The organism is Acinetobacter entericus (assembly GCF_026168575.1).
Lineage (GTDB): Bacteria > Pseudomonadota > Gammaproteobacteria > Pseudomonadales > Moraxellaceae > Acinetobacter > Acinetobacter bouvetii.
In genome coordinates this window covers 44,659-68,496 of record NZ_JAPEQW010000010.1, presented here as the reverse complement: position 1 = coordinate 68,496, position 23,838 = coordinate 44,659, and the positions used below count along the sequence as shown (strand labels likewise).

24 protein-coding genes are annotated in these 23,838 nt (G+C 40.7%); 16 read left to right on the top strand and 8 right to left on the bottom strand.

Annotation, left to right across the window (positions count from 1 at the left end; all coding sequences use genetic code 11):
- Positions 1-74 precede the first annotated feature (74 nt).
- From OKC24_RS09640 to OKC24_RS09590, 11 genes are all read left to right on the top strand, one after another.
- Positions 75-836, top strand: a complete 762-nt coding sequence (locus tag OKC24_RS09640; RefSeq protein ID WP_130146261.1) for a glycosyltransferase family 25 protein — start codon at positions 75-77, stop codon at positions 834-836.
- Positions 837-854: 18 nt separating this feature from the next.
- On the top strand, positions 855-1,934 hold the full coding sequence (gene rfbB / locus OKC24_RS09635) for a dTDP-glucose 4,6-dehydratase (protein WP_130146263.1): 1,080 nt from the start codon (positions 855-857) through the stop codon (positions 1,932-1,934).
- Positions 1,935-1,942: 8 nt separating this feature from the next.
- Positions 1,943-2,845: a dTDP-4-dehydrorhamnose reductase gene (gene rfbD, locus OKC24_RS09630; protein WP_130146265.1), complete on the top strand. Its 903-nt coding sequence runs from the start codon at positions 1,943-1,945 to the stop codon at positions 2,843-2,845.
- 1 nt (position 2,846) lies between these two features.
- Entirely contained in the window at positions 2,847-3,746 is a 900-nt protein-coding gene (gene rfbA / locus OKC24_RS09625; RefSeq protein WP_130146267.1) for a glucose-1-phosphate thymidylyltransferase RfbA, read from the top strand.
- 64 nt (positions 3,747-3,810) lie between these two features.
- The gene (rfbC, locus tag OKC24_RS09620; protein ID WP_130146269.1) at positions 3,811-4,371 is read left to right on the top strand and encodes a dTDP-4-dehydrorhamnose 3,5-epimerase; all 561 of its coding nucleotides are present in this window, start codon (positions 3,811-3,813) and stop codon (positions 4,369-4,371) included.
- Position 4,372: 1 nt separating this feature from the next.
- Positions 4,373-5,248 carry a WavQ gene (locus tag OKC24_RS09615; RefSeq protein ID WP_265465005.1) on the top strand — a complete coding sequence of 292 codons (876 nt, stop codon included), beginning with the start codon at positions 4,373-4,375 and terminating at the stop codon, positions 5,246-5,248.
- A gap of 15 nt (positions 5,249-5,263) precedes the next feature.
- Entirely contained in the window at positions 5,264-5,827 is a 564-nt protein-coding gene (locus tag OKC24_RS09610) for an acyltransferase (RefSeq protein ID WP_130146273.1), read from the top strand.
- A gap of 14 nt (positions 5,828-5,841) precedes the next feature.
- Positions 5,842-6,264 carry a MaoC family dehydratase gene (locus OKC24_RS09605; protein ID WP_130146275.1) on the top strand — a complete coding sequence of 141 codons (423 nt, stop codon included), beginning with the start codon at positions 5,842-5,844 and terminating at the stop codon, positions 6,262-6,264.
- A gap of 36 nt (positions 6,265-6,300) precedes the next feature.
- The gene (gene rffA / locus OKC24_RS09600; protein ID WP_130146276.1) at positions 6,301-7,428 is read left to right on the top strand and encodes a dTDP-4-amino-4,6-dideoxygalactose transaminase; all 1,128 of its coding nucleotides are present in this window, start codon (positions 6,301-6,303) and stop codon (positions 7,426-7,428) included.
- A 117-nt stretch (positions 7,429-7,545) separates the two neighbouring features.
- Entirely contained in the window at positions 7,546-8,394 is an 849-nt protein-coding gene (locus tag OKC24_RS09595; RefSeq protein ID WP_130146278.1) for a glycosyltransferase family 2 protein, read from the top strand.
- Positions 8,395-8,524: 130 nt separating this feature from the next.
- Positions 8,525-9,232 carry an acyl esterase gene (locus OKC24_RS09590; RefSeq protein ID WP_265465004.1) on the top strand — a complete coding sequence of 236 codons (708 nt, stop codon included), beginning with the start codon at positions 8,525-8,527 and terminating at the stop codon, positions 9,230-9,232.
- Positions 9,233-9,326: 94 nt separating this feature from the next.
- On the opposite strand, the gene OKC24_RS09585 is transcribed toward OKC24_RS09590, so the two are convergent.
- The 5 genes from OKC24_RS09585 to OKC24_RS09565 form a co-directional block, all read right to left on the bottom strand.
- Positions 9,327-10,076 carry a hypothetical protein gene (locus OKC24_RS09585; protein WP_130146280.1) on the bottom strand — a complete coding sequence of 250 codons (750 nt, stop codon included), beginning with the start codon at positions 10,074-10,076 and terminating at the stop codon, positions 9,327-9,329.
- Positions 10,077-10,123: 47 nt separating this feature from the next.
- A complete protein-coding gene (locus OKC24_RS09580) occupies positions 10,124-10,345 on the bottom strand; it encodes a hypothetical protein (RefSeq protein WP_131276792.1) in 222 nt (73 codons plus the stop codon).
- 151 nt (positions 10,346-10,496) lie between these two features.
- Complete coding sequence (locus OKC24_RS09575) at positions 10,497-11,372, bottom strand: lysophospholipid acyltransferase family protein (RefSeq protein ID WP_131276789.1); 876 nt, start codon at positions 11,370-11,372, stop codon at positions 10,497-10,499.
- A gap of 317 nt (positions 11,373-11,689) precedes the next feature.
- Positions 11,690-13,474 carry an aspartate--tRNA ligase gene (aspS, locus tag OKC24_RS09570; protein WP_131276786.1) on the bottom strand — a complete coding sequence of 595 codons (1,785 nt, stop codon included), beginning with the start codon at positions 13,472-13,474 and terminating at the stop codon, positions 11,690-11,692.
- Positions 13,475-13,616: 142 nt separating this feature from the next.
- Entirely contained in the window at positions 13,617-14,414 is a 798-nt protein-coding gene (locus tag OKC24_RS09565) for a DUF4184 family protein (RefSeq protein WP_131276783.1), read from the bottom strand.
- 148 nt (positions 14,415-14,562) lie between these two features.
- Here OKC24_RS09565 and znuD point away from each other — a divergent pair, with 148 nt between their 5' ends.
- Together znuD and OKC24_RS09555 are read left to right on the top strand one after the other, a co-directional pair.
- Positions 14,563-16,668, top strand: coding sequence for a zinc piracy TonB-dependent receptor ZnuD (znuD, locus tag OKC24_RS09560; protein ID WP_130146290.1), 2,106 nt, complete (start codon positions 14,563-14,565; stop codon positions 16,666-16,668).
- 103 nt (positions 16,669-16,771) lie between these two features.
- Positions 16,772-18,235 (top strand): phospholipase D family protein, encoded by a 1,464-nt coding sequence (locus OKC24_RS09555; RefSeq protein ID WP_130146292.1) that lies wholly within the window; start codon positions 16,772-16,774, stop codon positions 18,233-18,235.
- Positions 18,236-18,326: 91 nt separating this feature from the next.
- Here OKC24_RS09555 and OKC24_RS09550 read toward each other — a convergent pair whose 3' ends face one another.
- Complete coding sequence (locus tag OKC24_RS09550; protein WP_130146294.1) at positions 18,327-18,785, bottom strand: hypothetical protein; 459 nt, start codon at positions 18,783-18,785, stop codon at positions 18,327-18,329.
- A gap of 182 nt (positions 18,786-18,967) precedes the next feature.
- On the opposite strand from OKC24_RS09550, the gene OKC24_RS09545 reads away from it, so the two are divergent.
- Entirely contained in the window at positions 18,968-19,420 is a 453-nt protein-coding gene (locus OKC24_RS09545) for an RcnB family protein (protein ID WP_130146296.1), read from the top strand.
- A gap of 106 nt (positions 19,421-19,526) precedes the next feature.
- On the opposite strand, the gene OKC24_RS09540 is transcribed toward OKC24_RS09545, so the two are convergent.
- Entirely contained in the window at positions 19,527-20,024 is a 498-nt protein-coding gene (locus OKC24_RS09540) for a phosphate-starvation-inducible protein PsiE (RefSeq protein ID WP_005012708.1), read from the bottom strand.
- A 129-nt stretch (positions 20,025-20,153) separates the two neighbouring features.
- On the opposite strand from OKC24_RS09540, the gene OKC24_RS09535 reads away from it, so the two are divergent.
- Both OKC24_RS09535 and OKC24_RS09530 read left to right on the top strand, forming a co-directional pair.
- Positions 20,154-20,783 carry an FMN-binding negative transcriptional regulator gene (locus tag OKC24_RS09535; RefSeq protein ID WP_130146298.1) on the top strand — a complete coding sequence of 210 codons (630 nt, stop codon included), beginning with the start codon at positions 20,154-20,156 and terminating at the stop codon, positions 20,781-20,783.
- A 108-nt stretch (positions 20,784-20,891) separates the two neighbouring features.
- On the top strand, positions 20,892-21,809 hold the full coding sequence (locus tag OKC24_RS09530) for a Hint domain-containing protein (RefSeq protein WP_131276780.1): 918 nt from the start codon (positions 20,892-20,894) through the stop codon (positions 21,807-21,809).
- Positions 21,810-21,875: 66 nt separating this feature from the next.
- On the opposite strand, the gene OKC24_RS09525 is transcribed toward OKC24_RS09530, so the two are convergent.
- Positions 21,876-23,657 (bottom strand): acyl-CoA dehydrogenase C-terminal domain-containing protein, encoded by a 1,782-nt coding sequence (locus OKC24_RS09525; protein WP_130146302.1) that lies wholly within the window; start codon positions 23,655-23,657, stop codon positions 21,876-21,878.
- Positions 23,658-23,838 lie beyond the last annotated feature (181 nt).

Genomic DNA, 23,838 nt, shown 5'->3' with positions numbered 1-23,838 from the left:
ACGGAAACATATAATACTATCTATCTAATTCTACATTAGATATTATTTATGCAGTATGAAATTGGGCTGTTTCTATGAAAGTTTTTATTATTAGTATTGAACAAGCGGACTCAATACGCTTGAATCAATTTCTGCAACAGCCTTTTTTTCAGTCGTTAACTCAACAGTATAAAAAAATTGGTATAAAAGGAACTGAGCTTTCTGCAAAATTTTATTTTGAGAAAGCTGTTAAAGGTCGTGAACAAGCCCTAACACCTGGTGAACTGGGATGTACCTTGTCACATTTGCAAGCATTGAAAGAGTTTTTGGAATCGGATGATTCATATGCATTTATTCTCGAGGATGATGCTATTTTACCGGAAGACTTAACAATTGATATGCTGCAGCAAGAATTCAGCCGAATTAAGTTGCCTCCTAAAACTTTACTGAGTTTGGGTGGAATTCAAATGAAGGAATCCAGAAAAGTAAGAGGTAAATTTGTACAAGATCAACTCTTAGGTAAAAAAGTACTGGAAGTTATTCCTGATTTTTATCATCGTGTGAATTATGCTATGGCGTATATTGTTGACAGAGAAATGGCCACTTTATTGTTAGCTTATCATCAGCCATTGCGCAGGGCTGATGACTGGAGCTATTTATTTGATTTTGATCATCAAGTGCATTTGATGATGACATATTTAGTGGATCATCCTGTTATTCAAAAGGGTGAAAGTAACCAAAGGCTAAGTGCTATAGAAGCTGAGCGGGTAGATAATAGACCTTTGCTGAAAAGCAAATATGGTACAGGGCTGAGAAAAAATTTTAGCAAATTATTTAGCAACTTATATTTTAATTAAATTCATAGAGAGCATCAGTTGAAAATTTTAATAACAGGAGGTGCTGGCTTTATCGGCTCAGCAGTGGTTCGTCATATTCTCCAAAATACAGATGATTTGGTACTTAATGTAGATAAATTGACTTATGCTGGTAATTTGGAATCCTTAGCCTCAGTTGCTGATAATCAACGTTATCAGTTTTCTAAGACTGATATTTGTGACCGTGAAGCATTGGATCAGCTTTTCTCACAATTTCAGCCAGATGCAGTAATGCATTTAGCAGCTGAATCTCATGTTGATCGCTCAATTTCAGGACCAGCTGATTTTATAGAAACAAATATTATCGGCACTTATCAGCTGCTTGAAGCTGCCCGTAAATACTGGAATGAATTGGATGATCAAGCTCAGCAAGCTTTTCGCTTTCATCATATTTCTACTGATGAAGTTTATGGTGATTTAGAAGGAACAGATGATTTGTTTACTGAAACAACATCGTATGCACCTAGTTCACCTTATTCTGCAAGCAAGGCAAGTTCAGATCATCTTGTACGTGCGTGGCATCGGACATATGGTTTACCCGTTGTATTGACCAATTGCTCTAATAACTATGGTCCATATCATTTCCCTGAAAAACTTATTCCGTTGATTATTCTAAATGCTTTGCAGGGGAAATCTTTGCCAGTATATGGTAATGGCCAGCAGATTCGCGACTGGCTCTATGTCGAAGATCATGCCCGTGCTTTGTATAAGGTGGTTACTGAGGCTACGGTTGGTGAAACCTACAATATTGGCGGTCATAACGAGCAAAAAAATATTGATGTAGTGAAATCAATCTGCAGCTTATTGGAGGAGTTGGCGCCAAATAAGCCACAGGGTCTCGCACATTATGAGGATTTGATCAACTATGTAGTAGACCGTCCTGGGCATGATCTACGCTATGCGATTGATGCCAATAAAATCAAACAGGATCTAGGCTGGGTGCCTGAGGAAAGTTTTGAAACGGGTCTGAGAAAAACGGTGCAATGGTATTTGAACAATCAGCAATGGGTATCACACATTCAAAGCGGTGAATACCAAAACTGGTTAAACCAGCAATATCGATTAAATCCCACTGACTGAGCAGCTGCATGAAAATTCTTTTACTCGGAAAAAGTGGCCAAGTAGGCTGGGAGTTGCAACGTGCATTGCAGCCTTTAGGTGAAGTGATTGCTCTGGATCGTCAGATTAATGCAGATGGTTTTTGTGGTGATGTCACAAATTTTGAAGCAATCCGTTATGCAATTTCAAATATTCAGCCTGATGTCGTGGTCAATGCAGCTGCCTATACTGCTGTAGATTTGGCAGAAACAGAATTGGAATATGCTAATAGCATTAATCATCTTGCTGTTGCTCATCTTGCCGAGGTGTGTAAAGAGAAAGATATTTTAGTTATCCATTATTCAACGGATTACGTTTTTGATGGGACAGGAACTGCAGCATGGCATGAAGATGATCAGACTGCGTCGATTAATCATTATGGTCAAACTAAACGAAATGGAGAGCTTGCGCTAGAAAATAGTCAGGTCAGATTTATAAATTTTCGGACTTGCTGGGTCTATGCATCACGTGGGCATAATTTTATTAAAACCATGCTGAAATTGGCTCAGAGTAAGCCTGAACTTAGTATTATTTATGATCAGGTAGGTGTGCCGACAGGCGCTGCGTTAATTGCCGATATTACGGCACAAGTTTTGCGTTATTATGATCTGCAAGCAGCGGAGCGTCCGAATTTGCATGGTCATTACCATTTGGCGCCAAAAGGTGAAACGACTTGGTATGATTATGCTCAATATATTTTTGAGCAGGCGCGCAATGCCAATGTACAGCTGACGTTGAAAAATGTGAAAGCCATACGGACCGAAGAATATCCAACACCAGCAAAAAGACCGCTAAATTCACGGCTGAATACCAGTAAATTACAACAGAACTTTAAAATATATTTACCTGCTTGGCAGCAGGGTGTAGCACAAGTTATCGCAGAGATTTTATAACATGACATCAAATAATAAGCGTAAAGGAATTATTCTTGCCGGCGGCTCAGGTACCCGACTATATCCAATCACTATGGGGACCTCTAAGCAGCTGTTGCCGATTTATGATAAGCCGATGATTTATTATCCGCTGTCTGTGCTGATGCTGGCGGGAATTAATGAAATTTTAATTATTTCCACGCCTGAAGATTTGCCTAATTTTGAAAAGCTTTTGGGCACGGGCGAAGCGCTTGGTATCCAGCTTTCCTATAAAATACAGCCTTCACCAGATGGTTTGGCGCAGGCTTTTATTTTGGGCGAAGAATTTATTGGCGATGATAATGTTTGCTTGATTTTGGGCGACAATATTTTTTATGGTCAGCATTTTTCTGATCAGCTCAAACGTGCAGCCAGTAGAGAAAGCGGCGCAACGGTTTTTGGTTATTATGTGAATGATCCAGAGCGGTTTGGTGTTGTAGATTTTGACAGCAATGGTAAAGCGCTGAGTATCGAAGAAAAACCAGAACAGCCGAAGTCAAATTATGCGGTTACGGGGCTTTATTTTTATGACAATCAGGTGGTTGAAATTGCTAAAAATATTAAGCCATCTCATCGTGGTGAGCTGGAAATTACCGATGTGAATAACATTTATCTGGCAAAAGATGAGCTGAATGTAGAAGTCTTAGGGCGTGGTTTTGCTTGGCTGGATACAGGTACACATGACTCTTTATTGGAAGCCAGCCAATTTGTGCAAACCATTGAAAATAGACAGGGTTTAAAAGTGGCTAGCCTAGAAGAGATTGCTTTTCATAATCAATGGATTAATGCAGATCAATTGAAGGCGCGCGGTGAATTTTTCAAAAAAACCGGTTATGGCCAGTACCTGCTATCGCTGCATCAGGAATATATCAAAAAGCATTAAATGCGATTGAACCTGATTTATTTTTTAGTTATTAAGATGTGAAGTCCTCACTGGATTTGTGAAAATGAATGTAATTGAAACAAAAATTAAAGACCTGCTTATTTTAGAACCGCGTATATTTGCTGATGAACGCGGCTGGTTTATGGAAAGCTTTAATCAGCAGGGATTTGAAAAAATATTGGCTGAACGCGGTCTTGAGGTGCCTAATTTTGTGCAAGACAATCATTCACTCTCGCAAAAAGGTGTTTTGCGCGGTTTGCATTATCAGCTGGATCCGCATGCGCAAGGTAAACTCGTGCGTGTTGTGCAGGGGCGTGCATGGGATGTGGCTGTGGATATCCGCCAGGGTTCTTTGACATTTGGAGAATGGGTTGGTGTGGAGCTGAGCGGTGAAAATCATAAGCAGTTTTGGATTCCTGCCGGTTTTGCGCATGGTTTCATTGCATTGGAAGATAATACGCAGTTTCTTTATAAGACCACGAATTATTATTCTAAAGCGTGTGAGCGCTCAATTGTTTGGAATGATAAAGATTTAGCAATTGATTGGCAGATTGAAGAAAATATGGTGATTCAACTTACTGATAAAGATCGTTTGGCGAAACCATTTAAAGAGCGCATAGATTAATATGAATATTTTTATTTATGCGTATTCCTATGATGAAAATTCAGGAGGAAGCATTGCATTACATCGGCTTTGCCATTTAATTAATGAAGTCACCAATTGTCGAGCATATCTTGTACCGCATCGGAAATTTGGTCTGAGACAAGATATAAAAAAAATATTTAGAAATACCAAAATAGACGTACATCCAGATTGGAATACACCTGTCTGGCAGAATTTTTTTTTTCCAAAAAAAAGTGTCGTGATTTATCCTGAAATAGTTGATGACAATCCATTGAAAATTAAACATGTGGTGCGATGGTTGTTACATCAACCAGGTTTTCATACGGGACGAATTCACTATGGGGAAGATGAGTTATATTTTAAGTTTAACTCAGCAATCAAAGATTTTTCATATGTGAATAGCCAAACATCATTGAATGAATTGAAAGTAATTTTTTATCCAATTGATATATATAGAAATGTTGAATTAGAAAGAACGATTGAAAGTTGCTATATGATACGAAAAGGAGTTAGTAAGCCTATTATTCATGATAAAAATTCAATTTGTTTAGATGGAAAAAGTCATTCAGAAATTGCCCAGATATTTAATCAAGCAAGAACATTTATTTGTTATGACGACTATACTGCATATTCTATTTTTGCGGTATTAGCAGGTTGTGTATCAGTTGTTGTGCCTGATCATAGAGTAAGTATTGATGAATGGTATTCTAATGAAACTGATCGTTATGGCATTGCCTATGGTTTGAATCAAGTTCAGTTAGATTGGGCACATCAAACCAAAGAAAAGGTTTTCGAGCATATTGAGCATGAACATTTTAAAAGTGAGACTTGTGTTCAAACTTGTATGGATGAAATTCGTACTTTTTTTAAACTATGATTTTGGAATATATAAATGGCATATTTAACAGAACAACAACTATTGAATATGGGTTTTAAATCTTTAGGTAAAAATGTAAAAATCAGTGATAAAGCAGCTATTTATAACTGTGATCAGATTGAAATTGGAGATCATTCGAGAATAGATGATTTTTGTGTAATTTCAGGAAGTATTAAAATTGGTCAGAATGTACATATTGCTCCTCAGTGTTTAGTTGCAGGTGGTGAAAAGGGGATAATATTTGATGATTTTTCTGGATTAGCTTATCAAGTACAAGTTTTTACTCAATCAGATGATTATAGTGGTCGAACTTTGACCAACCCTACAATTCCCTCGTCCTTTAAAAAAGAGATAAAACGAGAAATATATATAGGTAAGCATGTCATTGTGGGAGCAGCTTCTATTATCTTCCCAGGTGTTCATCTAAAAGAGGGATGTTCTGTAGGTGCAATGACATTAGTTAATAAAAGTACAGAGGCTTGGGGGGTTTATGTCGGAAATCCTGCAAAACGAGTAAAAGAGCGAAGTAAGAATCTATTGGAACTTGAAGTACAATATTTAAATGGATCCAACGTTTAAATATAGGTAAAAATATGGATTTTGCATTACTAAATAACCAAGAATTGAAACAAACTTATAGCGTAAGTTTTGAACAAACAGATGTGGAAATGTTTTCCCATTTAACAGGCGATATTAATCCAATACATCTTGATGAAAAATATGCTCGGGATACTATTTTCGGAAAACCTATTGTACATGGTTTTTTGGTTGGTAGTATTTTATCAAGGATATTTGGTACAGAATATCCTGGTTTAGGGACTATTTATTTGAAACAAGATTTGTTATTTAAAGCTCCTGTATATGTAGATCAATATTATCTCGTTGAGATTGTCGTTATTAGAATTTATAGGGAAAAGAGTCGAGCAGATTTGCAAACCAATATTTATGATGATACTGGTAAATTAGTGCTACAAGGTTCAGCTTTAGTGCAACATAACATATTTAGAGAAATTTAAATAATCAACTGTTAAATTTATCAAGGATCAGAATATATGATTCCATTTAATAAGCCACCTTATACTGGTAAAGAAACTGAATATTTATTGGATGCAGTTCGTGGTAAAAAATTATCCGGTGATGGCAAATATTCTAAATTATGTCAAGAGTGGTTTGAAAAGTATTTACCTTGTCCAAAAACTTTACTTACACCTTCATGTACACATGCTTTAGAGCTTGCGGCCATTCTATTGGATATTGAAACAGGCGATGAAGTTATTATGCCAAGCTATACTTTTGTCAGTACAGCTAATGCTTTTGTTTTACGTGGGGCAAAGATTATTTTTGTGGATATTCGTTCAGATACTATGAATATTGATGAAACTAAAATTGAAGCTGCAATTACGGATAAGACTAAAGCCATTGTTCCTGTGCATTACGCAGGGGTTGCTTGTGAAATGGACACGATTATGGCATTGGCAACAAAATATAATTTATTTGTTGTAGAAGATGCAGCCCAAGCTATGATGGCAACATATAAAGGAAAGGCTCTAGGAACGATTGGGCATTTGGCAGCATATAGTTTTCATGAAACTAAGAATTATACTAGCGGTGGAGAAGGTGGTCTATTATTAATTAATGACCCACAGTTTATAGAGCGTGCGGAGATTATTAGAGAAAAGGGAACAAACCGCAGTCAATTTTTTCGAGGTATGGTGGATAAATATACTTGGTCAGATATTGGGAGTAGTTATTTGCCCAGTGAGCTTCAAGCTGCATATTTATATGCACAGCTTGAACAATCAGAATATATCAATCAATTTAGATTAAAAATATGGCATAAGTATTTTCATCAGTTAAAGAAATTAGCAGATGAAGAACTGTTACTTTTGCCTATAATTCCTCAAGAATGTTCTCATAACGCACATATGTTCTATATCAAAGTTAAAAATTTGCAACAACGCACTCTATTATTAAGTTATTTAAAAGATCATGATGTACTTGCAGTATTTCACTATGTGCCTTTACATTCATCTTCATTTGGTATCAAAGTGTCTAGTTTTCATGGGAAAGACGTTTTTACTACTCGGGAAAGCGAAAAATTGATAAGATTACCTTTATATTTGGGTTTACAAGATACAGAGATAGATAAAATTATAAAAACAATTTTTTCTTTTTATTAAATTTTTTAATTAATATCTTGATTATTTATTACGCTTATTCAGTGAATAAAAGCATAAATTAAATATATTGTTAGAAAGTAGCTGTTTAATAAGCTGTTTTTTAGGGAACCATCCAAAATGTCAAAATCTAAAATTGCGCTGGTTGTCATTGTCTATAATAAGACTTTAAACGAATCTGCAACCTTGCAAGGTTTGAGCCGATTTAATATGCCGCTTCAGCATTTGGTGATTGTGAACAATGGACCAAATGCCGTTGAAGAAGATGAGCTTCTGCTTGAATTGAAGCAGAAGCATTTACAAGTTACTTTAGAAAACCATTTAGAAAATAAGCCTTTAAGTTGGATTTATAATGATCTGATTGAAAAAAATACGGCAGATTATTATGTCATGTTTGATGATGATACCGAGATCAATTCCGAGTATGAGCAGCATCTGTTTTATGGACTGCAGAATACGGATATTGAACTGCCAAAAATTTATGCCAGAATTGATAAGGTGCAGCATTTCCCAATGCTGAATGATCAGTTATTGCTGCACTCAGGGCAGGTTAGGCAGATTCAAACGATTTTTTCAGTAGGTTCTGGTTTGGTGTTGTCAGAGCGGATCAAGCATGTATTTATTGAAAAATTTGGACATGTATTTGATCAGCACTTTGCTTTTTATGGAGTAGATTCAACTTTTTTCTTGCGCTTGAATCAGATGATTCACGCGGGGAATCAATTTAAGATAACTTCAAATTCGTATTTGAATCATGGTTTATCACTCACTGAAGAAGCGATGACTGACTGGCGGAAAAAAGAGTTTATTTATGAAAATACACTGAAAGTGAAATATTACAGCGGCAGCCTGTGGATGGCCCGTTTGAAATTTTTACGCCTGATGTATCGAAAATTCAGCCATTTTGAGTTTAGAGATTTAAAAATTGTGATTAAAACATTTATGAGTGGAAAACATCCTCGGTGTTGATGAGATTCGAGTGAATGGCGTGAAATTATAGGGTTATTTAGATTAATTTATAGGTTTGGGTATGATCGAGTCGGTAAAAAAAATTGAAAATGAACTAACTTTCACTAAAAAATTCACATTTTGCACCTTGGTGACTAGATTAGAAGAATATTTAGAAATGGTTGAATCAGCGCAGCAAAAAGGTTTTGCTGGAGAGGATATTGAATTTTTATATTTTGATAACGCAGCTTCAAATCAATTTGATGGATATAGTGGTGTAAATCGGGCAATTAAATCAGCACAAGGACAATATTTGATTTTTTGTCATCAAGACCTGCTGTTTAAATATGATGACCGCGAGCATTTGGAACAGTGTTTGGAACAACTAAATCAGTTGGATTCAAACTGGGCAGTGGCTGCAAATGCTGGGCGTACTACGGTAGGGCAACACTTTGTCCGCATTTCTGATCCGCATGGTGAAAGTATTAATGAAGGGCCATTTCCGCAAGAAGTCATGAGTGTGGATGAAAACTTTTTTATTATCAATCAGCGAGTGAATAATGCTTCAACTGCAACGATGAAAGGCTTCCATTTATACGCATTGGATCTATGCCAAAATGCAAAATATCTAGGTCTAAAATCCTATGTGATTGATTTTCATCTTTTTCATAAAAGCGGAGGAAAAGTAGATCAAGGCTATTTTGATATTCAAAGATGCTATACCGAAGTACAGCGGGAACGTAAAGCAGGACAATGGTTTTTTCCTATGTGCTCTGTATTTTTTGTCGGCAGTAGCCGTCTGCTGAATTGGTGGCTGAATATTAAAAGAGTGAGAAAATTTCTGAATAAAAAGCAATAAATTGAATCACGGCAATAAGTGAATTGACCATCAAATGCCGTGGAGACTTTTCGTTTTGAGTTATTCGTAAAGAAGGATAGGCCTTATACCTTAATTAGAAAAAGCGTGAATACCATTTCCGCTTTTTCTTTGGCTGATAAACATGTTCTGGAATCTCTAAGTTGATTGAGTTTTTGAAGCCAGATAAGTCCAGCTGGTCTTGTATCAGTTCATGGCAGCGTTTAATAAACAGTTCAATATTTTCCGCAGTGCGGCTTTGGAATAAATGATAGACCTTATCTTCAAATACTGTGCCAATACCGTAATAACCATAACTGGCGAGCGGCCAACAGCCTTCAGATGGTGCTTTTTCGTAACGGGATGGGAAAAGTGTACGGTAACGGATTCCTTTGGCTTCCGCTGCAAAAGCCAACGCTTCTGCTACATCTCCCTGTTTATTTGGCATGAATGAAGGAGAGCCTAGTTTTTCATAGCAAGTACGGGTAATGGCAAAAAAAGCAGGAGAGGCGAAGATATGCGATGCTGTACCAATATGATTAGAAACTTGTGCGCAGCCTAAAAAAGTATCATTTTTTAACACGTATTGAATTGTATCATCAACAACTTGTCGATTGAGTGGGAACAAATCAGGTTCAATAATAACAATGACATCGGATGTTGCTTGCCGCATGATATCATCAAGCCATTGCCCATGCGGTATATTTTTTTGCGTATACTGAATTGGGATATCTAAATGCTGCATTACACTGCTGTGAGCCTTTAAAATTTCTGGGCTAAAGTTATCCCAATGAAAAGAATGAAATTCAACAGTGTAATTGGTATTTGCTTTTACTAATGAGGTCATAACTAGCTACTTATTTAATGCAGGTTTAAAAGGTTTTAGGATCTGAGTTAATTGTCCTTATCCGCATTGCCTTTCAGCACCATATAAATCAACCCCACAAAGATCAGCAATGCACCGCCCAAGCTGCTGATGCAGAAAATCAAGATACGGTTATAGGTGGTTAAATTGAATAGCTGATTGTCTACGATGTAGCGCATAAAAACCCATTGCACGACAGCAAAAATAATTAAGACAATTGCACGACGGCGAACTTCAGGACGCATAGCCATAGGGGAGATTCACAGCAAAGTGGAAAGTGGTGGCTATTATGCCACTGTTGAAAATTGTTCTCAATTGAATAAGAATAAGCTAATTAAATTCAATTACTTAATGATTTTTTAGTCAGTCTGCGCTGCATGCATTTTAAAGTTATTCATTGGATCAAAGCTTATTTTGATTGTAATGATTAATGTCGCCATAGCAATTTCTGAAGCGTTTGTAGGACCAAATATACTGCTCTGGGGCTTGATTGATTATGTTTTGCATTGCCATGTTCAGCGCATCAACAGAAATCTGTAAATCTTTAGATAAAATATCGTCAGATAAGCGCGTGCAATGCACATCAAAACTGGATGAATCCTTATTGCGTATACAGCTTAAGCCAAGGAGATTGCATTGGGTTTTACTGGCAAGTTTAGAAACTAATGTTGCTGATAAGGTCTTTTGGCCAAAAAAAATGGAATAAATGCCGCCGGAAGCTTTGGGTAAATGATCAGGTAAAATGACGGTTAAACCGCCTTGTTTAAGATGCTTAAAAATGGCGCGGATGCCGGTTTCATCTGCGGGCACTAAAGTTGCGTTGAACTTTTGCCGCGCTTCCAGCAAGTAGCGGTTAACCCCCTTAATTTTGTCGGGTTTATACATAATCACCGGCTGCGCATAAAGGTTCAGCCAGGCATTCAGCAGTTCCCAGCAGCCAAAATGCGGCACTACAACAATCACGCCTTTCTTATTGGCCAAAGCATCTTTTAAAATAGATGCCCCATAAACATTGTTTAATAAATTCAGGCTGTACTGCGGCGGCATGCCCCAGCATTTCACAAATTCAATGTAGGTCAGACACTGGCTTCTAATGCTTTGACGGATCAATTCGGATTGCTCATCCTTGCTTAGCTCCGGATAAGCAAGCTGAATATTAATTTTGGTAATGCGCTGAATAGATGAATTGAAGCAGCAAAGGATGAATGCGGCAAAGCGGCCTATAGCCTGTAAAAGCCATAAAGGTAAAAGTGAAACCAGTTTGAGAAGGAAGTACATTGGCTTTATTTTTACCCTGTTATTTTAATACAATGGAGCTGGCGGCAATTTTAGCCAGAGACTGAACTATCTAAGACCGAGAAAAATCACAAAAAGATAAGGATCTTAAGCGCAAAACTAAAAAGTTAAATCCAGATCAAATATAGGCGGAAAGATATACTGCGGAATGCATCATAGCGCAAATTATAAATTTAGCATGATCAAAATTGCTAAAAGTGAATATATCAAGCAGAGAAAGCCTTTGAAAATAATATTTGAGCATTGTGATAAAAAAGCCCCGCATTATTGCAGGGCTTTTTTACATGAAAAACTAAATATTATTTAGCTTCTTCCGCTTTTGGCTTTTCACGAAGACGGATGCCAAGGTCACGCAATTGATTTGGTTCAACTGGCGCGGGCGCTTGAGTCAATGGACATTCAGCTGTTTTGGTTTTCGGGAATGCAATCACGTCACGGATTGAAGATGCACCGGTCATCAGCATCACAAGACGGTCAAGACCGAATGCCAAACCGCCGTGCGGAGGCGCACCGAATTTCAACGCATTGAGCAAGAAGCTGAATTTCTCTTCTGCTTCTTCTTCAGAAATACCCAGCGCTTCAAAGATGGCTTTTTGCATTTCAAGGTTGAAGATACGCAGTGAACCGCCGCCCACTTCAGTACCGTTCAAGACCATGTCATAAGCAACTGAAAGCGCTTCGCCAGGGTTGTTCTTCACTTCTTCAACAGTTGATTTCGGCAATGTGAATGGGTGGTGAACAGAGGTCCATTTGCCATCATCAGTTTCTTCAAACATTGGGAAGTCAACCACCCAAAGCGGCGCCCACTCGCAAGTTGCCATCTTCATGTCATGACCGACTTTAATACGTAAAGCGCCCATTGCATCGTTTACAACTTTCGCTTTGTCCGCACCAAAGAATACGATATCGCCATTTTCAGCGCCAACACGTTTTAATAGATCAAGCACAATTGGCTCGATGAATTTGACGATAGGAGATTGAAGACCTTCGATGCCTTTTTCAAGATCGTTGACTTTGATGTAAGCCAAGCCTTTCGCGCCGTAGATACCCACGAATTTAGTGTATTCGTCGATTTGGCTGCGTGGAAGTGCGCCAGCACCTGGTACGCGAAGCGCAACGATACGGCCTTTAGGATCTTTAGCAGGACCTGCGAATACTTTGAACTCAACGTCTTGCATCATGTCTGCAACGTCAACCAGTTTCAAAGGAATACGCATATCTGGTTTGTCAGATGCATAGTCACGCATTGCATCTGCATAAGTCATGCGAGGGAATTTTTCGAAGTCAACGTTTAGAAGTTCTTTGAACATCTTAACGGTTAAACGTTCCATTAAATCCATGATGTCATCGTCACTCATGAACGATGTTTCAACGTCGATTTGTGTGAATTCAGGCTGACGGTCAGCACGTAAGTCTTCATCACGGAAACATTTAGCAATTTGGTAGTAACGATCGATACCGCCAACCATCAACAACTGTTTGAATAGCTGTGGAGATTGTGGAAGCGCGTAGAAGCTGCCGTTAGATACGCGGCTTGGTACTAAATAGTCACGTGCACCTTCAGGAGTCGCACGAGTCAAAATCGGAGTTTCAACATCTAAGAAACCATTGTCTTCGAAATAGTTACGAATAAGGTTAGTTAGTTTAGAACGGAAACGTAAACGATCTAACATTTCAGGACGGCGGATGTCCAAGAAGCGATATTTCAAACGTACTTCTTCTGAAATATTTGTATTTTCGTCATTCAATGGGAATGGCGGAGTTTCAGAAGCAGCAAGCACTTCGATGTCTTTACCAAGAACTTCGATTTGACCGCTGGTAATATTCGCGTTTTCAGTGCCTTCGTAACGACGACGTACGCGACCTGTAATTTTTAAAACAAATTCTGAACGTGATTTGTCCGCAGTTGCGAATGCTTCAGGAGTATCTGGGTCAATAACCACTTGAACAAGACCGTCACGGTCACGCATGTCAAGGAAGATTACACCACCGTGGTCACGGCGACGGTGAACCCAACCGCATAATGTTACGGTTTGGTCAATTTGAGCTTCGGTTAAAGAACCGCAGTAATGAGTTCGCATCATAGCGTTAGAAATCCAACTATATGGGTTAAGGTCAGCGAATACGTAAACAGCGTACCGCTTTTATACAAAGGGGAAGATTATGCCTCTTTTTGGGCATTTTGTCACAAGGACTTCAGTTTAAAACATTAAAAATTACCTGCTTTTATTTGTTTGCATGCCAGTTATCGGGATGGCTTTGAAAAATATCTGACGTTGATTTTAGGATGGCGAAAATAAGGCTGCCGGCCGTAAACATGCCCAAAAATGCGCGGAAAAAATAATTAATCGATTTGCCGACATAGGCATATAGATCATCTGCAAATGCTTCTGAATACACGCTTTCAGCAAAATAAAAATAACTGACGATGCCCGCCAGCAGTGACAGTGCAGACAAAGCATAGACATAAATTTTGATATTGCGATGTACCGCCGACCGGCTGCGGTAATGCAGGTGGTGCCGGTAGATCATCCAGACTAAAAGTGGAAGTGCCAGCGCGGACATTCCAATCTGCAGTACACGGTGCAGGGGATAAGTGTGCTGAAAGAGATGAATCGGCTGCATCAAAATGTTTTTAAATGCAAAGGTGCGAAAGTCGACATGCGTCAGGCCATCCCAAATCAGGTGTGTGGATGTGCCCACAAGCAGCGCCACGATGAGGCTGATGATAAAACCGCAAAACTCATTTAAGCCGTGAATTTTGAGCGGTTTGTTTAGGCCAAAAAAAGAGAACAGCATTGGGCGGTACAGGACATACCAAAGCAAACATAAAATCAGTCCCAGCATGAGGTTTGGAAAGATTAAACCCGACCACTGATGTGAGCCGTCATAATCAGCATTGGTAAATAAGCGGAACAAATCAGGCGCCATTGTCCCAATCGCTAAAGCGGATATTGGCAAGCGGCTGCCTGTCAGCTTGGACAGCGGCGGCGCAAGAACAGCATGAGAAATGGTAAAAGGCATTGATTTAAAAATGAATCCTGAGGATTTGAGTGAGCAGTCAGCTCAGCAGTGTAATCGATGCAGGTTCTGGGGAATGTTTTTTATTGCAAAATTAATGAAATGTTATATTATAACGTTAATTAAGAAGCAGCCTGTTTGAGCCCTATCCATGTCCTTTGAAAATATCTTTAAAAAAAATTTAATCACTGCATCCATTCTTATGGTCACAGCGCCTTTTGCTTTTGCAGATGATGCGCAGGCTCAAACGCAGCAGCTGGAAACCATTCATGTGCAAGCGCATCCGCTAGAGCAGACCGCAGCAGATTTTGCAGTTGCAGACAGTATTGTCAGTCAAAAAAAATTAGCTGAGCGGCCAGCAACCATTGGCGATGCTTTGGCGGGTGAATTGGGTGTGGCTTCTAATCAATTTGGTGCAGGATCCAGCCGTCCCGTGATCCGCGGTCAGGATGGCCCGCGGGTCAAAGTGCTGCAGCATGCTTCAGAAACCGCAGATGTCTCTGCGCTGTCGCCAGACCATGCCGTGACAGTAGATCCGATTTTGGCAAAACAAGTGGAGATTATCCGCGGCCCATCAACACTGCTGTATGGCGCTGGCAGTGTGGGCGGTTTGGTGAATGTCACGGATCAGAAAATTCCAACGCACATGCCGGATCAAGGCTATGAAGGCCGGGCAGGGCTACGCTATAACTCGGGCAATGATGAAAAGCTGGCGAGCGCAGGTGTAACGGCAGCCTTAGGCGATCAGTTTGCAATCCGTGTTGAAGGATCAAAGCGCAAAGCCAATAATTACATTGCGCCGGATTATGTGCATACGCATTCACATGAACATGACTTGGGCAATGGCGTGGTCGAAGAACATGTTGAACAGGTGCCGGAGCGGCGTGTAGACAATACTTTTGCAGAAGGTCAAACCGTGAATATTGGCGGTTCATGGATTCATGACCGCGGTTTTGTCGGCCTGTCCTACAGCCGCCGGGAAGATCAATACGGTTTGCCGGGCCATAGCCATGAATATGAAAACTGCCATCCGCATGGCGATGAACTGGATTGCCATGCGCATGCTGCAGGCGGCGCCCATGACCATGATGAGGAAGAGCATGGCGGGCCATGGGTTGATTTGAAATCTGAACGCTATGACCTGCGCACCGAACTGGCGGAACCGTTTAAAGGCTTTCAAAAACTCCGCGCACATGCCAGCTTTACCGACTATAAGCATGATGAAGTTGAAGAAAGCGAAGTCATGACCACCTTTAAAAGCCAAGGTTATGATGCGCGTTTAGAGTTGGTTCATAATCCAATTGCAGATTGGGAAGGGGTAATTGGCGCACAGTATAACCGTCAAAAGCTCAATATCACGGGTGAAGAGTCGTTGATGAACCCCAATACCACGGAAAAGTGGAGTGTATTCGGGCTAGAGCATAAGCAAATCGGTGATTTCCATGTGGAATTAGGCGCCCGTGCGGATCAGCAGAAAATTGATATTGATTCAACGCAAAAAGATTTTAGCGATTATGCGATTTCCTATTCAGGCGCTGTGAACTGGGCCTTTGCGCCAGACTACATATTATCATTGGCAGCCTCGCATCAAGAGCGTTTGCCTTTGGCGCAGGAGCTGTACGCCAACGGCAAGCATTTTGCTACCAATACTTATGAGCGCGGCAATGAAAATCTCGGTGCGGAAAAATCCAATAATCTCGAGCTGGGCCTGCACTATGAAGCGGACAAATTGGATTATCACGTGCATGTCTACCATAACTGGTATGACAGCTACATTTATGCAGCCACGACAGACCAGCATGACAATTTTCGTTTGGTCGATTACACCCAGGATAAAGCCAAATTTTATGGCCTAGAAGCGGAAACCGGCTATCAAGTGAATGAGATGTATAAAGTCGGCTTATTCGGCGATTATGTGCGCGGCAAAATTGACGGCGCCAATGCGCCGCGCGTGCCTGCAGGGCGTTTAGGCACAAAAGTCAATGCCGGCTTTGCCGATGGCTGGACTGGCATGGCGGAATATTATCATGTCTTTCAGCAGGATAAATTCGCTGACTATGAGCAGGAAACGCAAGGCTACAATATGGTGAATGTGGGCCTGTCCTATGCTGGGCAATATGCGAAGGGCAATGATTACCGCGTGTATTTCAACGCCAACAACCTGCTGGATGATCAGGTCTATTCACATGCTTCTTTCTTGTCGAATATCCCTCAAATCGGCCGAAACTTTAGCGTGGGCGTTGAATTAGGTTTCTAAATCTTCTTGAATTTGCCTGCAGCCGCAGGCCAAATCACAGAAATCCTCTTGAAAATTCGCATGATAAAACCTAGTCTGAGCGCATTGGATTAGGTTTTTTATTATGCGTATTATTGAGCGGATTCACAGCAAGTTAAATTGGTCACGCCGCCAATACTTTGGTGTTGTGATTGGTTTATTGGCCCTGGGCTATCTTTCTTCTGCAATTTATCAGGTCTATAAGCCTTTGCCGGAGGGTCTGAATTACACAGGTAAATTGAGGCATGCCAAGGTGCAGTTTACCGCCGATCAAAGCTATCTGGATGCCAAAGGCAAGCAGCAGCTCGATCAGCAGATTTTCAAGCAGATGCTGAGCCTAATTGATCAGGCGCAGACCACAATTGTACTGGATATGTTCCTGTTTAATCAGGAAGTTGGAAATTCTAAAATTAAGCATCAGGCGCTGATGCAGCAATTGACGGATGCGCTGATTGAAAAACGCAAATACAATCCGAATATCGAAATCAAATTTATTACCGACCCGATCAATTCCGTTTATGGCGGGGTATACGCTGAACAGTATCATCAGCTGCGCCAAACTGGCATTGATGTCATTGAAACTGATTTAACGCCGCTGCGCGCCTCAAATCCCGCATGGTCTGGGTTTTGGTATTTATGCTGTCAGGGCGTTGGCAACAATGCCGAAAAAGGCTGGCTGCCGAACCCCTTTGGCCGTGAAAAAATTACTGTCCGCAGCTATATGGATTTGTTTAATTTCAAAGCCAATCACCGCAAGAGCATCGTGGTGGATACTGCAGAAGGCTGGAAAGCCTTAGTCACGTCGATGAATCCGCATGACGGCAGTTCGCGCCATTCCAATGTAGCGCTGACAGTGACGGGCAATACCGCCATTGATGTGCTGAAAACAGAGCAGTCTGTCGGCATCATGTCCAAAGCCAATATGCCTGTGGTGATTATGGGAGAGTTTGAGGATCCAAAAGATCAGCCTCAAGTGCAGGTGCTGACGGAAAAGGCCATCTATGATGCCGTATTGAAATTAATTGATTCTGCGAAGCCCAAAGAGCAGATTGATTTGGCCATGTTCTATCTGTCAGAACGCAAAATTGTCAAAGGCCTGATCGCTGCGCATCAACGCGGTGTGAATGTCCGCGTGCTGCTGGACCCGAATAAAGATGCATTTGGCCGTCAAAAGAATGGCATTCCCAACCGTCAGGTGGCGTCAGAGCTGAATGATGCCGGTGTAGCGGTGCGCTGGTGCGATACTCGGGGCGAGCAATGCCACAGCAAAATGATTTTGAAAACTGGCGCGCAGCAGGCGGAATTGATTTTAGGTTCGGCCAACTTTACTGCCCGCAATTTGAAAAACTATAATTTGGAAACAGATTTCCGGGTGCTCGGCAAGCCTCAAGATGCAGTATTTAAAGATGCGCAACAGTATTTTGACAGCTCATGGGCGAATTTGAATAGCCGTCAAATCAGTGTGCCATATCCTAAATATGCCGACGAATCGAAGCTGAAATATGTGCTGTACCGTTTCATGGAGTGGAGCGGGCTGTCGACGTTTTAGAATTGTTGTCTTAATCTCCCTAAATCCCTCTTTTAAAAAGAGGGACTTTCCTCCCTTTTAAAAAGGGAGGTTCTGAGGGATTTAATGAATTTTAATTCTTCGGTTCAGGATTTGGCGGAACCATCTTATCTAAATCTTTATCGCTGATTTTATCCAGCTCATGCAAATCAGTTTTGATTTTCCATTTACTTTCATCTTCAACTGGATTTGGCAGGCGCGCTTCGAGCCAGTCGCAGACCACATCTGGCGGGAAATCGGCATGGTTACACTGAATGACCCAAGCCAGAAACTCTTTAGCTTCACCATTCATATAGGGCGGCGGTGAAACGGGCAAAAATTGTGTCGGCAGGCGTTCATTTTTAGAGATGTAATTCAGGACATGCCCCAATTCCTGCACAGTTTGCCATGCCAGCGGGTGTTCAATATTAATTTGAAATTTGAACCACCAGGCCTTTTGGCCATCGGTGCCATAAGCATCAATTAAATTTTTCTGCACACTCGGCACTTTGCAGAAATATTCATACAGCCGATCAAAACTCAGTTCTGCCACAATGGATGACTCAGTAACAAAAATGGCATTCTAGCATAAGGCTTTCATTTTTCAGATGTGATCAAGCAACTTCAGGGCAATTGCTCAGGTCTTTACAAAACTTTGCATTTGCTGGTTTTTTATCCATTTTTTATGCTTAACTATTCTTTATGATAGAGCTATAAATGACGTAGGAGTCTGAAATGAAAACAGTAATCGCATATGCCGCTGGCATCGTGATGCTCTTGGGGGCTTCTACGGCATGGGCTGAAAATCAATGGAGCAATTACCGTGGTGTTGATACCTCAAAACAGCATCGTCCGCCACCGCCAATCAATCGGCCAAGGTATCCGAATCAGCGACCGATTTATCCAAATCAGCCATCTTATCCAAATCGGCCTTATCCGCCGTATCCGAACCGTCCCTATCCGCCGCTGCCGCAAAATGGCGTGAGTATTCATTATCAGGCGCCAACGACCATTATTCAAAATTCTCAAAGCTATAGCTGGGTGAATGGAGACCCGAATGTAGCGCATATTGAAAGCTCTACGCAGGCGGTTATTACGGATTGGCGCCGTATCGGGCTGCCTGCGCCGCCTAACGGCATGTACTGGATTTTTGAAAATGGCCGTTATGTACTGGTGCCGAATCGATAATTGCGTATCCCTATATTAATGTTGCAATGCCATGAGGTTGCAACATGAACATGTGCTATTAAATCTCCCCAAACCCCTCTTTTAAGAAAGAGGGGGTTTCAAAGCACTAAGCCAGTTCATCATCCTGTGGACGTGGGGTTTTGCCTTCTGGAAGCGGTTTGTCTGAATGCTTGTCACGGATCACCGATGGGAATGTCCATGACGCATAGCGGACGATCAAAATAGCGACTGCTAAAATTAAAATCGAGCCTGTAATAATCACCAGATCCATATCGGCTTTATGATCGTGCTGGATGTCTGAAATCAGCAGGCGGGTTAGGGCAGTAATGGCAATATAGATCAGGAAGCGCACGGGCATGTGGTTGGTTTTAAAATAGATGCCCACCATCGCGCCGAGCTCTAAATAAATAAACAGCAGAAGAATATCATCAATGGTCGCGAACTGTTTAACCGTCAATATTTCAAACACAGTATGGCCTGCAGACCAAATGACCATACAGCCAATAATAAATAATGCGATGTAGTGAAAGCTTTCTACGGCAATATTGCCAAAACGGTCGAGGAGGGTTTCAATTTTTTCTATCTTGGGATCACGGTGAGTCATGTTTCCTCCTGTTGTCTTTTGTCGTTGCATATACTTCATTAAATACTAAGCAAATTTCATGCACATGAAAGGGAAATGTTGTTTTTTTAATGTTATGTTGTTGTGGTTTTACCAGTCTTGAGAATAAAAATGTATTTGCCGACACATTTTCAGCAGGAAAATTTAACTGAGCTTTTTGACTGCATTGAAGCGAATCCATTCGCCAGTGTGATGGTGGTGCAGGATGGGGAAATTGAAGTCAATCATATTCCTTTAGCGCTAGATCGTACTGCGGGTGAAAAAGGAATCCTTCGAGGACATATTGCCTTAGCCAATCCTTTATTTTCTATATTAGGGATTGAGCAGTCAGCTTATGTGATCTTTCATGCAGATCAAGCTTATATTTCGCCAAATTGGTATGACGGGAAACAAGAACATCATCGCGTCGTGCCGACTTGGAATTACCGTGTAGTACATGTCAAAGGCATGATACGTAAAATTGCAGATGAAAAATATTTGCGGGGGATTCTGGCTCGTTTGACGCGTCAACACGAAGCTAACCAACCCGTGCCTTGGAAAATGGGTGATGCACCTGAAGATTTTATTCAAGAACAGTTAGAGAAAATTGTGGCGATAGAAATCGAAATAGACTCAATTGTGGGTAAGTTTAAGGTCAGTCAAAACCGCAGTGCTGCAGATGCTGAAAAGGTAGCAAGGGCGTTAGAAAATGAGCATCCTGAAATGGCAGACTCGGTGAGGAATTATTATCCTAAATCATAAAATGACTTGGCATATTTAACAGAATTTCATGACTAGAAATAGCGCTATTTTTATTCATAAAATTCTGTTAATTTCATTTCAAATATATATTTACTGGATTTAAATCAGATGCTTAAAGAAGAATTAGAACAACAAAACAATCATGGTTTGACTAATGATAATCAAAAAATACAGGGATTCGATAAATTTGATCATCGTTGTTTTGTTGGTGGTACTTTGGTGCATACTGAACGAGGTTTAGTACAAATACAAGATATCCAAATCGGGGAGAGAGTACTCAGCGCCGATCCAATAACTGGGCAGCAAAGTTATCAAGCTGTAACAAAAGTGATAAAAACTGAAAATCAGCGTGTTATCTTTATGGAATTTGAGTATCAGTTAGAGCCTGAATTATCCTTATTTGAAAAGTTAAAACTAGCTAAAGAGATTAGAGCTAAGTTTGGTCTAGAGGGTATAGGTTTGCCTTCAGTCCAATTTATGGTTACTTCTGAGCACCCCTTTTGGGTAGCAGAAAAAGGTTGGGTCACGGCAAATAAATTAACAACAGAAGATATTGTCGTAGATAAAGATGCAAATAAATATCTTGCAACTCCCTTGGGATATAATACGAGAGCGCAAGCAGAAATTTTCACAACTGCAGATAAAGATGTCGGTATGATGCCTGACTATGGTTTAGATTTAAGTGTTTATGGTAGACCAATTGATTTAAAAACAGGCAATATTCTTTCATGGAATGAAACCATTAAAAATAATTTCAATTTAAGCAAGTTATATAGTAAAAATACCCATTGGAAAGAAGATTTACTTGAGCAGCTCCCTGAAGAAGACCGAGCCAATGCACATTTTCATGGTTTTAGTCAGGGAGACTGGGTGAACCCTGAAACTATTCAATGGGATGAGGGTGAAGGCTATGTCACCACAACGGTGTATAACCTAGAAGTTGAAACCACACATACATACTTTGTTGGTGAATACGGTATTTGGGTGCATCAATGTGCTGGTGCAAAAACGAATATTGAATATTAAATTAAAAAATTTCTATAAAAAAACGCCCGAATGATCGGGCGTTTTTCTTTTACAATCTACAAAGCATTAAGCCTGATTGGTAAAGTAATCTTCAGAGAAGTTCATAATCACTTCAGAACCCGCTTTTACTTTTGCAATACGCAGTGCAAGTTCAGGAAGAACACGTTGAGTGAAGTACATAGTTAATGCAAGTTTGTTTTGGTAGAACTCGCCATCTTTGTCTTTGGCTGCATTGGCAATGCGCGCAAACATATAAGCAAAGCTCAATAGACCTACAGCATGCAGGTAATCAACCGCTGCAGAGTTAGAGAATTCTGCATTTTCACGTGCTGCTTCCAGTACATATTGAGTCACAGATTCAACTTCTGCAGCTGCATCTAAAGTGGCATCTTTAATGAAGTTCAGGCTTGCGTCTAAATCATTGGCAAAATCACGGATTTCTTGGATGTATTCCGCAATAAATTCACCATTGCACTTAATCGTTTTACGGCCAATCAAATCTTGAGACTGAACGCCGTTGGTGCCTTCGTAAATTTGCGCAATACGCAAGTCACGTACACATTGTTCCATACCCCATTCACGGATAAAGCCGTGGCCGCCAAAGCACATTTGCGCATCTAGGGTTGCTTGGAATGCAGTATCGGTTAAATACGCTTTAGCAATAGGCGTTAATAGTGCAACACGGTTGTTGGCTGCTTTAACGGCTTCTGGATCTGTAGAGAACTTAGTAATGTCCAGCTGCTGACCCACATATACAGCAAATGCACGAGATGCTTCGTTGTTCGCACGCACATTTAACAGCATGCGGCGTACATCACCATGAACTAAGATGCTGTCCGCTGGTTTGCTCGGTGATTGAACACCAGATGCGCTGCGGCCTTGTAAACGGTCAGTCGCATATTGCGCCGCATTTTGATAAGCAAATTCAGATGCGCCTAAACCTTGAATACCCATAGACAGACGTTCGTAGTTCATCATCACGAACATGGCAGCAAGGCCTTCATTTTCTTTACCAACGAGGTAACCTTTGGCGCCATCAAAGTTCATGACACATGTAGCAGAGGCTTTAATGCCCATTTTGTGTTCAATAGAACCTGGGCCAGCAGGGTTGCGCTCACCTAAAGAGCCATCTGCATTGACAATGAATTTTGGCACAATGAAGAGCGAAATGCCGCGTGAGCCTGCAGGCGCATCAGGTGTTTTTGCCAATACCAAGTGAATGATGTTTTCAGAAAGGTCGTGGTCACCGCCAGTAATGAAGATTTTTGTACCTGTAATGTTGTAGGTGCCGTCTTCATTGCGTTCAGCTTTAGTTTTAATAATGCCTAGATCTGTACCTGCATGCGGTTCAGTTAAGCACATGGTGCCAGACCATTCGCCAGTGTACATTTTTGGCAGGTAAGTTTCTTTTTGCTCTTGTGATGCATAGCTGTTTAAGGCCATGCCAGCGCCGACAGAAAGCAGCGGGTAGAGCATGAATGATGGGTTGGTTGCGAACAGCATTTCGTCTGCAAGCACAGTCAGCATTTTTGGCATGCCTTGACCGCCCCATTCTTCGTCAGCCGCTAAGCCAATCCAGCCGCCTTCAGCATATTGCTTAAATGCTTCTTTAAAGCCAGCAGGTGTGGTCACATTGCCATTGCTGTATGTTGCGCCTTCTTCATCGCCCGTACGGTTCAGCGGATGAGTCACATTTTGAGCAAACTTCGCCATTTCTTCAAGAATTGCTTCAGCAGTGGCGGCATCGACATGCGCAAGGTTTTCATTGGCTTGCCAGAACTTTTCTGCATTAAAAACATCATTCAAGATGAACTTCATATCAGCAAGAGGCGCGTTATAAATTGGCATAGTGTCACCTGTTTATTGTTTGATTCAATTCGGTCTAATATATGAAGCTTCATGCTATCAGACAGCGGAAAGTTAAATTTTGATATCTTTATAAAGAAAAAGGACTGCCAAAGCTATGACCGTCCTTTCTCTATTTCTGCACTGTTGAGTACAGTTTTTTGAATATTGTTCAGATATTCAG